This is a genomic window from Lonsdalea britannica (assembly GCF_002111595.1).
GTDB lineage: Bacteria > Pseudomonadota > Gammaproteobacteria > Enterobacterales > Enterobacteriaceae > Lonsdalea > Lonsdalea britannica.
Map to the genome: position 1 here is coordinate 272,616 of NZ_LUTN01000001.1, position 14,397 is coordinate 287,012.

The window sequence follows — 14,397 nt, forward strand, 5'->3', positions numbered from 1 at the left end:
GTCTCTCTATTTGCAAAACGTTGCGCTGAACCGGAAAGAGGACGGCACGGCGCGCTTGCCATCGATATTTCCTCTGGACGTGCAGGGCGGCGGAAACGGGGGATGTCCCGGCGCGATGTGGCCCCGACGAATTTCTGGCCTGCATATTGCTCCTATTCGAAACATTCGCGTGAGACCGGTGTTATCCCGGCGCGTTGGTGCGCTTATTTCCGCGTAATGCGGTGGTCGTATCGTTTGATTTTCCAAGAAAAACAATAAAGGAGAGCAATGTGGGTGATGTGATGCGTCCCATTCCATTCGAGCAGCTGCTGGAAAGAATGTTTGCTGAATTTCGGCAAAACCGGTCTATTTTCGGCATTCCTGAGCGCCAGTTCTATCGCCGTCAACCGGCCCGGCAAATGGGCGTCTTTGGCGAAGTGTGCGATACCCCGGTGGGGCCAGCGGCCGGGCCGCACACGCAGTTGGCGCAAAATATTATTGCCGCCTGGCTCTGCGGCGGCAGTTTTATTGAATTGAAAACGGTGCAGATTCTGGACCGGCTTGAGCTGAAGAAACCGTGTATTGATGCGCAGGACGAAGGGTTCAACACCGAATGGTCTACCGAGTTCACGCTGGAGAAAGCGGCCGATGAATACCTCAAGGCGTGGTTCGCGCTGTGGCTGCTGGAGTGTCTGTTTGCGCCGCGTTCCGCCGGGCAGGGGCGGTCGTTTATCTTCAATATGAGCGTGGGCTATGACCTGACAGGTATTCAACAGGCGCCGATGCAAACCTTTATCGCGACGATGATGGATGCGGGCGACACTCCCGCCTTCCAGCGTTATCGCCAGACGCTGACGCACTGGGTCGAGCAGGTCGATTTGCTGCGCGATATCGTCCCACCGGCGCAACGGCCTGCGCTGATGGCGCTGCCTGAGCGGATTACTCCGCAGTTGGTTACTGGCGTGACGCTCTCCACCATGCACGGATGCCCGCCTGATGAGATTGAAGCCATCTGCCGCTATATGCTGGAAGAGAAGAGGCTGCACACGTTTGTGAAGCTGAACCCCACGCTGCTCGGCTACGCGCGGGTGCGTGAGATTCTGGATGGCTGTGGGTTTGACGACATCCCGCTGAAAGAAGCGTCTTTTTTGCATGACTTGCCGTTGGCGCAGGCGCTCTCGATGCTGGAGCGTTTGCTGGCTCTGGCGGATCAGCGGGGGCTGGCGTTTGGGGTCAAACTCACTAACACGCTGGGCGTCGGCAACCACAAACGACGTCTGGCCGACGAGGACATGTACATGTCCGGACGAGCGCTGTTTCCGCTTTCCATCAACGTCGCCGCCGTATTGTCGCGCCACTTTCAGGGAAAACTGCCGATCTCTTACTCCGGCGGGGCTAGCCAGTTCACTATCCGCGCCATTCATGAAACCGGCATTCACCAGATTACGATGGCGACGGATTTGCTCAAACCGGGCGGATACCTACGTCTGGCCGCCTGTGCGCATGAACTGGAAACCTCGACCGGCTGGGGCATGACCTCGGTGGATGTCGACCGGTTAGAGACTCTGGCGCGTGCCGCGCTGACGGCGGAGTACCATCAGAAGTCCTGGAAACAGGACGATACCATCGCGGCGGGCGGCGCCTTACCGCCCTCCGACTGTTACGTCGCGCCGTGCGTGAGCGCCTGCGCTATCCATCAGGATATTCCCGAGTACCTGCGTCTGGCAGGGGCGGGGCGCTACGCGGATGCGTTGGCGCTGATCTACCAGCGCAACGCCTTGCCCGCGATCACCGGCCATATCTGCGATCATCAGTGTCAGTCCAACTGTACGCGACTGGACTACGATAGCGTGCTGCAAATCCGGGACATCAAACGTATCGCGTTAGAAAAAGGGTGGGAGGAGTATCGACGTCGCTGGTGTCGACCGGCAGGTTCGGGCCATCGTCATCCGGTCGCGGTATTGGGGGCGGGGCCTGCGGGGCTGGCGACGGGGTATTTTCTGGCGCGGGCGGGCCATCCGGTCACCGTGTTTGAACGGGAGCCAAGCGCGGGCGGCGTGGTGCGCCACGTCGTGCCGCAGTTCCGTATTCCGGCGGAAAAAATCCAGCATGATATTGATTTCGTCGCCCAGCACGGCGTGCAGTTTCACTATGGCTGTGACGACGATCTGACGGTCGAGGCGTTACGCCAGCGGGGATATACCTTTGTGTGCGTGGGAACCGGCGCCTACCGCAGCCGGGAGGCGGCGCTGGCGGGAGACAATGGCGCCGTGTGGTCATCGTTCCAGTTCCTGCGGCGCTTTAACCGTCAGGAGCCGCTCTCTTTAGGGCGTTCGGTCGGGGTGATTGGCGCAGGCAATACCGCGATGGATTGCGCCCGCGCGGCGATGCGGGTCCCCGGGGTCACGCAGGTGACGCTGCTCTATCGACGGGGCGAAAAAGAGATGCCCGCCTGGCGTGAGGAGGTGGAGGAGGCGCGCCGCGCGGGCGTGGATTTTCGCTTCTGGGTCAGCCCGGAACGTTTTGACGCGGATGGGACGGTGACGCTACGCATCATGCAGCCCGGCGAACCGGATGCGTTGGGGCGGTCGCGTCCGCAGGCGACCGAACGCACTGATGTGGTGTGTCTGGACGCGCTGATTTCCGCCATCGGGGAAGAGCCGGACTACGAGGCACTGGCCCGTATAGGCGTTCCGCTGGCGGAGAGCGGTATCCCGACGGTGAACCGCCAGACGCAGGAAACGGTACGCAAAAACGTCTTTCTGATTGGCGATGCGCACAGCGGCCCGGCGTCGATTGTCGCGGCGATGGGGGCGGCACGGCGTGCAGCGGATGAGATATTGCGCCGGGAAAATGTGCATGACGATCACGCGGCCAAACGCTGGCTGAATACCGATCCTGACGATATCTACCGTCGCAAAGGCACGATAGCACTGCGCCGGGTCGGGGCCGATGAGCAAGATGCGTTTGCCCAACAAGAGGCCGCCCGCTGCCTGTCATGCAACTACGTCTGCGCCAAGTGCGTGGATGTCTGCCCCAATCGCGCCAATATCTCGATTGCCGTTCCCGGCTTTCGTGACCGTTTTCAGACGCTGCACATTGATGCCTATTGCAATGAGTGCGGCAACTGCGCTCAGTTCTGCCCGTGGGACGGGAAACCGTATCGGGACAAAGTCACGATCTTCAATTTGCGGCAGGATTTTGCCGCCAGCGGTAATCCCGGATTCATGCTGGATGAGGACGGCGTGCTGGTGCGCCACGAACAGCAAATTTATCACCTGGCGATAGACCCGCACGGCGTTATCGCCAGCGCTCCACCGGCACTGGCCGATATGTGCCGAATTATTTCAACGGTTTATCGAGAACATCACTATCTGCTTGGCGCGGTGGAGGAGTAACTCATGCTGATTTTACGCAATGCGACTGCGGTACAGTTTTCGCCTGCACGGGTGGATGAGGGCGTGGACATCGCCATCGACGGCACGGAGATTGCGGCGGTCGGGACCAAACTGACGGCGCGCTATCCGGCGGCGGCGGTCAAAGAAATGAACGGACGGCTGGTCATGCCGGGCCTTGTTTGCGCTCATAACCACTTCTACTCCGGGCTGGCGCGAGGCGTGATGGCGCGCATTGACCCCTGTCCCGACTTCATTTCAACGCTCAAGAATCTGTGGTGGAAACTGGATCGCGCGCTGGACGAGGAGTCGCTGTATTACAGCGGGCTGGTCTGTTCGCTGGAGGCCATCAAGCAAGGCTGTACGGCGGTGATTGACCATCATGCGTCGCCGTCGCTCATTGCCGGTTCGCTGGATATTCTGCGCCGGGGATTTCTGACCGCCGGTCTGCGCGGCATGACCTGTTATGAAACGACGGACCGAAACGGTGGGCTGGATGAACTGCGTCGCGGGGTGGAAGAGAACATCCGCTTTGCGCATCGTATCGATCTGGATAAAAAGTCCGGGAAAACGCCCTATCTGGTGGAAGCGCATATCGGTGCGCATGCGCCTTTTACGCTCAGCGATGCCGGGTTGGCATTGCTGGAGAACGCCGTGCAGGTGACGGGGCGCGGGCTACATCTGCACGTGGCGGAAGATCGCTACGATGTTTCGCACAGTCATCACCACTATGGCGTTGACCCGATGGTCAGACTGGCGCGCGCGCGCCTGATTAACGAGAAAAGCCTGATTGCGCACGGCCTCTGTCTTTCCGCCGAGGATGTCGCGGTAATCAACCATGCGGATGCTTTTCTGGTGCACAATCCGCGCTCGAACATGAACAATCAGGTGGGCTACAATCCGCGTCTGGCCGAGTATCGCCACGTCGCGCTCGGCACGGACGGTATCGGCGCCGACATGTTCGAAGAGCTGAAATTCGCCTACTTCAAACACCGCGATGCGGGCGGCACGCTGTGGCCGGACAGCTTCATGCGCTTTCTGCATCAGGGCAATCTGCTGCTGGAGCGTAATTTTCAGGCCTCATTCGGCGCGCTCGCCGCCGGGTATCAGGCGGATTTAACCCTGTTGGATTACCCGTCGCCGACGCCGCTGTGCGCAGAGAATCTGGCCGGTCATCTGGCGTTTGGGCTCAATTCCTCTTGCGTACACAGCGTCATGGTGGCGGGCAATATGGTGTATGAGGATCGCTGTTTTCCTTTCGACGTCGAGGAAATCTATTTCCATGCCCGACGGGAAGCGAAGAAATTGTGGCAGCGGATGGATAACTTAGGCGGATAAATCGAGTATCACCGCGTTACTCGCTATATTTAAAACCCGATAAACCCTTCGTGAACGCGGAGGGTTTTTTATTTTTTCCGTGTTTTTATATCGGGTGGGGTTATTAACATCAATATCGAAGTATTATTGATTTAATTATTAATTCGCTATGATAATTAATCGTCAGACCTTATTTTTTATTGTAAGTCACACCCAGCGATTCCCGATTCAGTAGGAGGATGGATGTGGTCTGTTTTATTTTTTTTTGATGTTTATCTCTTTGTGCCTCTGACGGGTTAGAGGCCGCCATTTCACACGTGTTAACCCCATGTAGCAACGCCGGCCGTCTGTCGGTTACTCTCGTATTCGATGTGGTCTATTTATTTTCTTCGTCATTATGGGTGTCAGAAATATTATATAGCCATGCACTTTATATGGGCATATTCATGCCAGAATGCCATTTCATGGTGCATAACATTCAGGGCGGAAATGATCGCGTTATCGGCGTCCTAATGCGTGAATTCGGTGCGATTATTTTCTTAAATTGGCAATCGTTTGCCTTTCAGAAAATAAATGAAATAAAGATGCGGTTTTTATTTTGGTATGGGAATTGCTCCTATTAAGACATCATCCGTTGATAACCCAGGATAAAACCGCATGATCCAATTTTTATTGCATGACACGCCGGTGGTTGAACGCGATCTCGATCCTGCCATGACCGTCTTGGCGTATTTGCGACAGCGAAGACGTCGCGTGGGCACCAAAGAGGGGTGCGGATCGGGCGATTGCGGCGCCTGCACCGTGGCGCTCGGTCGGGTAGAGCAGGGACGGTTGCATTATGAGACGGCCAGCGCCTGCCTGATGCCGGTCAGCGCGTTGCAGGGTAAACAGCTGATTACCGTTGAGGATCTTCGGCAGCAGGGGGCGCTGCATCCCGTGCAACAGGCGGTCGTGGATCTGCATGCTTCCCAATGTGGTTTCTGTACGCCGGGCATGGTGATGTCGCTGTTCGTGCTGCAAAAGCAGAGCTCGGGGTGGGATCGGGCGGAAGCCGAACAGGCGCTGGCGGGAAACCTGTGTCGCTGTACCGGCTATCGGCCGATTATGTCCGCGGCCCGCTACCTGTGCGAACATCCGACAGAAGACAGCTTTCGCCGTGACGAAGCCTTGACCGTTGCGCGGCTGGCGGCGCTGTCTCAGACAGAGGTAGAGACGCTCTCTCAGGGCGCGCGCGACTGCTTTATTCCCGCGACGTTGGACCAGCTGGCCGACTGTTATCAGCGCTATCCGCAGGCCCGGCTATTGGCGGGCGGGACCGATTTGATGCTGGAGATCGCGCAAGCGGCTGACGATGGCGCGCCTTTCATCGATCTGGATCAGGTGAGCGAGCTTCACCGCTGGCGGACGGATGAACACGCGTTTTATCTGGGCGCGGGGATGAGCATCACGCAGTGCGAAACGCTACTGGAGACGTCGATCCCCGCGTTTTCGCAGGTACTACGTCGTTTCGCCTCACGCCAAATTCGCAATCGCGGCACGTTAGGCGGCAATATCGCCAATGCTTCGCCCATCGGCGATACCCCGCCGATGCTGCTGGCGCTGGACGCCGAACTGCTGCTGCAACAAGGGGAGAGAACCCGCACGCTGCCGCTGCATGACTTCTTCCTGTCCTATCGCCACACCGCGTTAGAGGAGGGCGAATTTATTCGTGAGGTGAGGATCCCGCGCGGTCCGCGGTTGGATCATTTTCAGGCGTGGAAAGTCTCCAAGCGAGCAGACGACGATATTTCCATTGTCTTTGGCGCGTTTTCACTGCAACTCCAGCGCGGAAGGGTCGCCGAGGCGCGCGTCGCCTTCGGGGGAATGGATGCGATCCCCCGGCGGGCCGAGCGCTGTGAGCAGGCGCTGTTGCATCAGCCGTGGAACCGGGCGACGGTCGCCGCCGCCTGTCAGGCGCTGGAGCAGGACTTCACGCCGCTAAGCGATGCGCGCGCCAGCGCCGAATATCGCCGTCAGATCGCCAAAAATCTGCTGCTGCGTTACTACGAATGGATGCAAGGCGAAGCGCCCGAAACGGAGGCCGTCCCCCATGTCGCATAATCCTTCACAGCCTGAACAAACCGCGCTGCAAGCGCAATTCCGCCAGCCGCTGCCCGGCGCGGTGGGGGATAGCCGCGTTCACGAGAGCGCGGAGCAACATGTCAGCGGCGAGGCGCGCTATATCGACGATCGTCCCGAACCGGAAGGCGTCCTGCATCTTTGCCCGCGTTTGAGCGATCACGCCCACGCGCGTATTCGGTCGCTGGACGTCGAACCCTGCTATCGCATTCCCGGCGTGGTGGCGGTCGTCACCCGGCAACACATCCCGGGGAATCCGGATATCGGCGCTTTGGCGCCGGGCGACCTGCTGCTGGCGGATGGCGAAGTGAACTATGCCGGACAGGTGGTGCTGGTGGTCGCGGCGGAAACCCGCGAAGCCGCCAGACGGGCCGCGCAGGCGGCGGTGATCGACTACGAGGTGCTCACGCCGATACTGGACGTGAAAGACGCGCTGGAAAAAAAGTGCTATGTCGAGCGTCCCTTTGAACATCGACGCGGCGATGTCGATGCGGCGTTGGCCCGCGCGACCCACCGCCTGACGGGCGAGTTCCACGTCGGCGGACAGGAGCACTTTTATTTGGAAACGCAGTCCGCGTTGGTGTGTCCGGGCGAAAATCAGACGGTCACGGTCTACGCCTCCAGCCAGAATCCGACCGAGGTGCAAAAGCTGGTCGCCTCGGTGCTCGGCGTTCGCCAAAGCGAAGTCACGGTGGAAATGCGCCGTATGGGCGGCGCTTTCGGCGGCAAGGAGTCTCAAGGAGCGGCCGTCGCCTGTTTATGCGCGATTGCCGCGCGTGTGACGGAAAGACCGGTAAAAATGTGTCTGTCGCGGCGCGACGATATGCGTATCACCGGCAAGCGCCACGGTTTTTTCGTGCGCTATGAGGTGGGCATTGATGACCATGGCGTGTTCAGCGGCGTGAGGATCGATCTGGCGGCAAACTGCGGCCATTCGTTGGATCTCTCGGGATCGATTGTCGATCGCGCCATGTTCCACGCGGATAATGCCTATTATCTGGGGGATGCGCTCATTACCGGATACCGCTGCCGCACGCACACGGTTTCCAACACGGCCTTTCGCGGCTTCGGCGGCCCACAGGGGATGGCGGCGATTGAACAGGTCATCGAACATATCGCGCGTACCCTGCATTTGGACCCGCTGGAGGTCCGCAAGCGTAACTATTACGGGGTAGCGGATCGCAATGTGACCCACTACTACCAGCCGGTCAGACAAAATCTGCTGAACGAGATCACCGCGCGGCTGGAGCAGAGCGCCGCGTACAGTCAGCGCCGTGCGGAGATTGAGGTTTTTAACGCCCGTCACGCAACGTGGCGGCGCGGATTGGCGCTGATGCCCATCAAGTTCGGCATTTCGTTTACCGCCACGTTTCTCAACCAGGCTGGCGCGCTGCTGCTAGTGTATAGCGATGGCAGCGTGCAATTGAATCACGGCGGTACGGAGATGGGGCAGGGGCTGAATACCAAGGTGGCGCAGATCGTGGCGCAGGTGCTGCAAATCGATATCGCATCGATTCAGGTCACCGCCACGCATACGGGGAAAGTGCCGAATACCTCGCCGACCGCGGCGTCCAGCGGCGCGGACTTAAACGGAAAAGCGGCCCAGCAGGCGGCGGAAATCATCAAGCAGCGACTCGTCACACTGCTGTGCCGCCTGTATGCCTGTGAACCGTCGGACGTCGCGTTTCATAATGGCGTCATACGCGCAGGCAGCCAGCATCTGACGTTTGCGCAGGTCGCGCATCTGGCGTGGCTTAATCAGGTATCGCTGTCGGCCACGGGATACTATCGGGTGCCGGGCATTCATTACGATCGCGAGGCGGGACGCGGAGAGCCGTTTTATTATTTTGTGTATGGCGCGGCCTGTGCGGAAGTGGCGGTGGATACGCTGACCGGCGAGTATCAGGTCAAGCGCGTCGATATCCTGCACGATGCGGGCGCTTCGCTGAATCCGGCGCTGGATATCGGGCAGGTGGAAGGCGGTTTCGTGCAGGGCATGGGCTGGGTGACGACGGAAGAGCTGGTGTGGAATGAGCAGGGGCGGCTGCTGACGGACACCGGCGCGACCTACAAAATCCCGACGGTCGCGGATATCCCGCACGATTTTCGCGTGCAGCTTCTGCCTGATACGGGCAACGCCGCAGAAACCGTGTTCCGCTCCAAAGCCGTGGGCGAGCCGCCGTTTATGCTCGGCATGGCCGTCTGGTGCGCGTTGCAGGATGCCGTCGCGCGACGGGATGAAGGGCCGCATCATCTGCTCGACCTTCCCGCAACGCCGGAGCGGGTATGGCGTGCGTTGCAGACGTTCTGAGGCGCCGCTTTCAACGGAAATCAGGCCCGCGCAGCACGATCTGCGCGGGCCTGTAAGCGACCGCGGTTCAAACGCGGGTCAGCACTGGGAGGCGCTGATGCTCTGTCGGCGATGCGGCCCGGACTCAGCCCCGATCCACTGGCGTCATGCGCGGAGTGACACGCAATGCGTAGGGGATTACCGAGGCTTATCGCGGATCGGTGGGGGTGTCGGCATCGTTGGACGAAGGCCACTCCACGCCAACGCTTTTCATGCCTTTGGTGACATCCATCTCCGGGTGCGACAGCACGACGTCACGATAGGAGGGGCTGCCAATCACCACCGGTTTGAATGACATGAACGTGGCGGTGATCTCTTCACGCAGATCATGGGGGACGTCGAAATCCTCGTAACACGCTTCAAGGCAGTCGAACATGGCCTGCCAGTGCTCTTCGGTCAGACCCATTCCACGATGGGCCGTCACCATATCCCGGCCGCGATATACCGCGTTGCCGCCCCAGTGTACGGCCAGAAAATCAACGAAATTGATATGTTCCTTGAGGAACGTGGATTCTGACATATGGCCCAGATATGCCCGATTTTGGGATGTGCCATCGCTTTTTTGAGGGCCGCGCCCGCAAATTGATGAATGGCATCGTATCCGCCAAGACGGGTATACAGGGTGTCCTGACTGGGTTCTGCGGGGTGTTGACGAGTCATGTTGAGTCCTCCGATGATGATCAGCTAAGGTCAGTGCATTCGAAAACGTTCACCTGTCATGAAAAATCAAAACAGGACGCCTAAACGCAACGTGGCGTTCAAATCCTGTTTAAATCCTTGTTTGACATCCAGATCTCGCCCTAAGACCGCCTGCAATTGCACCGATGGCGTAAAAAAGTGCGAGGCAGAGATACGGGCGTAGGTGGTATTCAGGCGATCGCGCTGATTCACTCCTCCCACGCTGCTCTCTGCCCCCGTAATCCATCCGCCGCCGAAACCTACCCGCGTTTGCGGCGTGAAGTCATAGCGCAGATAGGCTTGATATTCGTAACGCGGTTTTTGTTCTAATGTCTGCCCTGACGCACCGTAGTCGTCGTTAGGCGTGACCCAGGAAACATCGGCGCCGGTATCGAAGGCCCAGTGAGGAGTGAAGTGGTGAATCCACGCGGCCTGAAGCAAGAAACGCCAGCGGTTTTCACCCATATTCAATGGGTTATCGTTGTTGTAATGACCCGTAGGCAGATAAATGTAGGGACCGAGGGCCAAAACGTTGGTGCCCGCGGGATCCATATTGACGACGACTGGGGAGCCAACGACGACATCGCCGATACCGGAGGCGTCTCCCAATGCGCGGCTATCGCCATAGGCGGTAACGTTGCCAAACGGCAGAATGACCTGTGGCTGGATGCTGACATTTTCCATCGGATGATAAGCATGGATAAGGCGTAACATCGAGACTTCTGATTTGAGCTTATTGTCGCCCGCCGCCTTATTGCCTTGAGAATAATAAGCATCGCTATGATTGTACTGTAAATACGTCAGAAAAAAGGTGGCGTTGTCCGGCAGCATTTCATAGTCGCCAGGCGAAAATTCCAGCGCCTGCGCCGCATTCATCGCCGCGCCACTCACTAAGACGAAAAGGGCCATTCGTTGATACTGCCGGACGGCTAATTTCATGATTATCCCCCTGTTCAGAAACTTGTTTTTATTAGATATCGCAAGGATGGCTCCGATCGTGTCGGAGCCTCGGTCTGTTAGCCCTGACTTTCCGGTAGCACGACCCATTCCGCCGTGGTCGCCGGAAACGGTTCGTCCGCTTCCGGTGGAGGCGTGACGGCGAGATTGACCACGGTCGGGTTAGCGGCGGAGTTAAACAGCAGTCGCGTGACGTCCGGGCGCGAGTAATGCCCCACCGGATCTGCGGCAGCCTTGGCAAAGGTGATCGCGGCGGGCTCCAGCGTCGCCATCAACAGTCCCTCTTCGTCTTCCGGCAGCGGCGTCGCCAGTTCGCCGCCATCCGGTCCAAAGATTCGCGCATGGCCGCCGCCGACTTTCAGCAGCTGGCGTTTGGTCTCATCGGTGCAGAGCTGCTCAATCATCTCCGGCGAGACGATGGCGCAGGGCGCGAGCACAAAGCATTGCCCCTCGGCGGCATAAAGACGCGACGCCGCTACGTTGACGTCCGGACCCAGCGCCGCGGTCGCGCCCTGATAGAGGCTAAAACTGGGCCACGCGCCGATGTGGATTTGTTCATGTTGGGCATACATCGCGTAGCGCGTCAGCGGCTGGAGATGCTCCCAGCAGCACAGCGCCCCCAGCGTGCCAAGCGGCGTGGAGAAGGTGCGCAGGGAGGAACCGTCGCTTTCGCCAAACAGCGTACGTTCGACGTGAGTCGCTTTCAGCTTGCGACGCGTTGCGACCGTTTCGCCCTGGTTGTCGATTATCCACTGAGCGATATACAGGCTGCCGTTATCACGCTCGCTGAATCCCAGCACAACCCAGATATTGTTGGCCTGCGCCGCTGCCGCGATGCGTTTCGCCTGCTCGCTGTCCAGCGTCAGCGAGTTCTGGTGATAGCGGTAAACCCACGGCATTACGGCGGCAGGGGAGTCCAGCCACAGGAACCAGGGATAGCCCGGGATCCACGTTTCCGGGAAAGCCACCAGCTCGGCGCCACGCTGTGCGGCCTCTTCGATCAGGGCGATGGTCTTATCCACCGTGGCATTGAGATCCATAAATACCGGGGCGGCCTGTACGCAGGCGACGGTGATAGCTCGATTCATCAGGGGTGCCTCTCTCCGTTGAAATAACGATGTGTTCGCTGTTTTTTATAAGGGGAACGGTGTTTCGCGCGTTATGACCAGAAGGAAGTCACTCTTGACTGAGAAGGAACTCCCGATGGCACACAACTTGCAGCTTCCGCCGCGTGGGGAACAACACGATGGAGCTGCCGCATGAAGGTGTTTGATACCGGAGAGGTGCTTGCCAGAGAACGTCACAGCTACTGGCGTGAAGCGATAAGCCAGACTTTCGTACCGTTAGAGTGCCGGATCGGCGACGGCGATTTTCATGGGCGATTACAGTCGCGCGCGCTATCGGATATTGCGCTGGTCAATGTGCAGGGCGCGCCGCAGACGGTGACGCGTACTCAAGGTCGGCTACATCAGTATTGCGATGATGTCATCCTGTTGAGCATGGTCAGACACGGTCGGACAGGCGTCGTTCAGGGTGGGCGAGAGGCGACGCTTGGCCGTGGCGAATTCGCGTTGTACGACACGCGCGCGCCTTACGAACTGCACCTGAATGGGGAGTTTCAGCAACTGGTGGTGCAATTTCCCCGACTGCATTTACAGCGTCGCTTAGGGCGGGTGGACGACTTGACCGCGGTGAGCTTCGGCGGCTCGCATCCGCTCAGTGGGCTGACCGCGAGTTTTCTCGATGGCTTGTTTAATCTGCCGGATGAATTGCCTAAACAGCACCAGCAGCGGCTGATTGATCAGGCGATGGATCTGCTGGCGACGATTATCGCCGATCATCGCAGTCATTCGGCTCAGTCTACGACGGCCAGTATGCTGTTTTTACAAATAAAAATGCTGATTAACGACAATCTCTCAGATCCGGATTTAAACCTTAAAGCGGTCGCCCAACGTTTTAAAATCACGCCTCGCTACCTCAGCATGTTATTTCAACGGGAAGGTCACACATTCGGTCGCTATCTGTTAACGGCGCGGTTAAACCGGTGCGCGGAAACCTTGCGAGACCGAGGCGCGAGGCACGGTTCGGTCAGTGATATCGCCTACCGCTGGGGATTTAGCGATCCCGCCTATTTTTCGAGAGAATTTAAGAAAATGTTCGGTGCAACGCCGAGCCATTTTGTTCGGGCGCAACCGACGACGGTCGGGCAGTAATGGAGTGACGAACAGATCCATTGTATCCATCACCACGGTCTTGAATATGCCTCTTACTATGTCAGCGCCGCTGAATAAAACGGGCCATATCGTCCGTTCTATGGCCCCAGTCGATCATCGTTAGTGCGTCCACTCGCTGGCCACCATGGGCTGCGCTTTTTTCTCGTCGCGAGGAAAACAAATCGCGGCCCCCAGGCTGATGGCAGACACCGCAAACATGTAATACGCCGGGGCAGGCGCGCCCCAACTATGCGACAGCCAGGCCACGATGAACGGCGAGAATCCGCCAAAGGTCATGGTCGCCAGATTGTAACTGATGGATAACGAGGTCACCCGGTTCTCGACGGGGAACAGCAATGTCAGCATGGTGGGCATGGTGGCAAATTGCGCGGCCAGACAGATGCCCAGCACCAGCTGCATAATCAGCATATGACTGATTTGGGGAGAATGAATCACCCAGGTAAACAGCGGCAGCACCATCACGAAGTAGCCGATAGTGGCGACGAGGAACACGCGCTTTCTTCCGATTTTGTCCGCCAGAATGCCGAACAGGGGAATGATGATCGCCATCAGGCTGACGATGCCGATTTGGATGGTCAGTACGCTGGTGATGGGCATGCCTAGCTGTTTACTGGCGAAGCTCGGCATATTAATCAACAACACGTAGAAGCCCACCGTTCCGCTGACCACCAGACAAAATCCGAGGATGATTTTTCTGACATCCAGCCGTTTTTTATCGCCTGGCAGGGTTTCCTCGGATTGCTGCTGAATAAACTCGTCGGATTCAGAGAGGTTATTTCGAATCCAGAGCCCGACCGGACAAATAATCAGACCGATGGCAAACGCAATTCGCCAGCCCCAGCTGTCCAGACTCTCTTTGAACACCTTGAAAATAATCATTGAGATAATCGATGCCAGCACCACCGCCAGACACTGCCCGAATAATTGCCAGGAACCGTAAAACGTTTTCTTATTGTCGTCTGAGCCTTCCACCAGATAGGAGGTTGAGCTGGCATATTCGCCACCGGTCGCGAACCCCTGAATAAGACGCGCGATGACGATCAATATCGGGGCTGTAATACCAATCTGGTGATAGGACGGGGTCACGACAAAGATCGCGACCGCGATAAACATCAGCCAGATGATGAGCTGTAGCGCTTTCTTCCGGCCGTATTTATCCGCATAAAAACCAATCACCAGTCCGCCAATTGGTCGGGTAAAAAAGCCCACGCCGAAGGTCGCTAACGAAATCAGCAGCGAACTGTATTCGTCATTGGCCGGAAAGAATTGTCTGGCGATCACCGCAGCGAAGAAGCCATAAATCAGAAAGTCATACCATTCGAGTATATTGCCGATGGTGCCTGCGATAATTTTTTTATGGCTGCTCATT

The 14,397-nt window shown here is 58.0% G+C and carries 9 protein-coding genes; 5 read left to right on the forward strand and 4 right to left on the reverse strand.

Annotated elements, in window-relative coordinates; all coding sequences use genetic code 11:
• The first annotated feature begins 269 nt into the window (after positions 1-269).
• The 4 genes from ygfK to xdhB all read left to right on the forward strand — a co-directional run bounded on the left by ygfK (position 270) and on the right by xdhB (position 9,120).
• On the forward strand, positions 270-3,377 hold the full coding sequence (gene ygfK, locus AU509_RS01170; RefSeq protein ID WP_094117446.1) for a putative selenate reductase subunit YgfK: 3,108 nt from the start codon (positions 270-272) through the stop codon (positions 3,375-3,377).
• A 3-nt stretch (positions 3,378-3,380) separates the two neighbouring features.
• Positions 3,381-4,712, forward strand: a complete 1,332-nt coding sequence (gene ssnA, locus AU509_RS01175; protein ID WP_094117447.1) for a putative aminohydrolase SsnA — start codon at positions 3,381-3,383, stop codon at positions 4,710-4,712.
• Between the two features lie 636 nt (positions 4,713-5,348).
• A complete protein-coding gene (gene xdhA / locus AU509_RS01185; protein WP_094117449.1) occupies positions 5,349-6,791 on the forward strand; it encodes a xanthine dehydrogenase small subunit in 1,443 nt (480 codons plus the stop codon).
• Positions 6,781-9,120, forward strand: coding sequence for a xanthine dehydrogenase molybdopterin binding subunit (gene xdhB / locus AU509_RS01190; protein ID WP_094117450.1), 2,340 nt, complete (start codon positions 6,781-6,783; stop codon positions 9,118-9,120). The genes xdhA and xdhB overlap by 11 nt, the downstream gene beginning before the upstream one ends.
• Before the next feature lie 187 nt (positions 9,121-9,307).
• On the opposite strand, the gene AU509_RS01195 is transcribed toward xdhB, so the two are convergent.
• The 3 genes from AU509_RS01195 to AU509_RS01205 form a co-directional block, all read right to left on the reverse strand.
• Positions 9,308-9,679 (reverse strand): group I truncated hemoglobin, encoded by a 372-nt coding sequence (locus AU509_RS01195; RefSeq protein ID WP_244200970.1) that lies wholly within the window; start codon positions 9,677-9,679, stop codon positions 9,308-9,310.
• Between the two features lie 206 nt (positions 9,680-9,885).
• Complete coding sequence (locus AU509_RS01200; RefSeq protein ID WP_162896375.1) at positions 9,886-10,776, reverse strand: transporter; 891 nt, start codon at positions 10,774-10,776, stop codon at positions 9,886-9,888.
• Positions 10,777-10,853: 77 nt separating this feature from the next.
• Entirely contained in the window at positions 10,854-11,882 is a 1,029-nt protein-coding gene (locus AU509_RS01205) for a carbon-nitrogen hydrolase family protein (protein WP_085650925.1), read from the reverse strand.
• Positions 11,883-12,053: 171 nt separating this feature from the next.
• On the opposite strand from AU509_RS01205, the gene AU509_RS01210 reads away from it, so the two are divergent.
• A complete protein-coding gene (locus AU509_RS01210; protein WP_094117451.1) occupies positions 12,054-13,007 on the forward strand; it encodes an AraC-like ligand-binding domain-containing protein in 954 nt (317 codons plus the stop codon).
• 120 nt (positions 13,008-13,127) lie between these two features.
• Here the strand turns inward: AU509_RS01210 and AU509_RS01215 are convergent, their stop codons facing one another.
• A complete protein-coding gene (locus tag AU509_RS01215) occupies positions 13,128-14,396 on the reverse strand; it encodes an MFS transporter (protein ID WP_094117452.1) in 1,269 nt (422 codons plus the stop codon).
• Position 14,397: the final 1 nt, after the last annotated feature.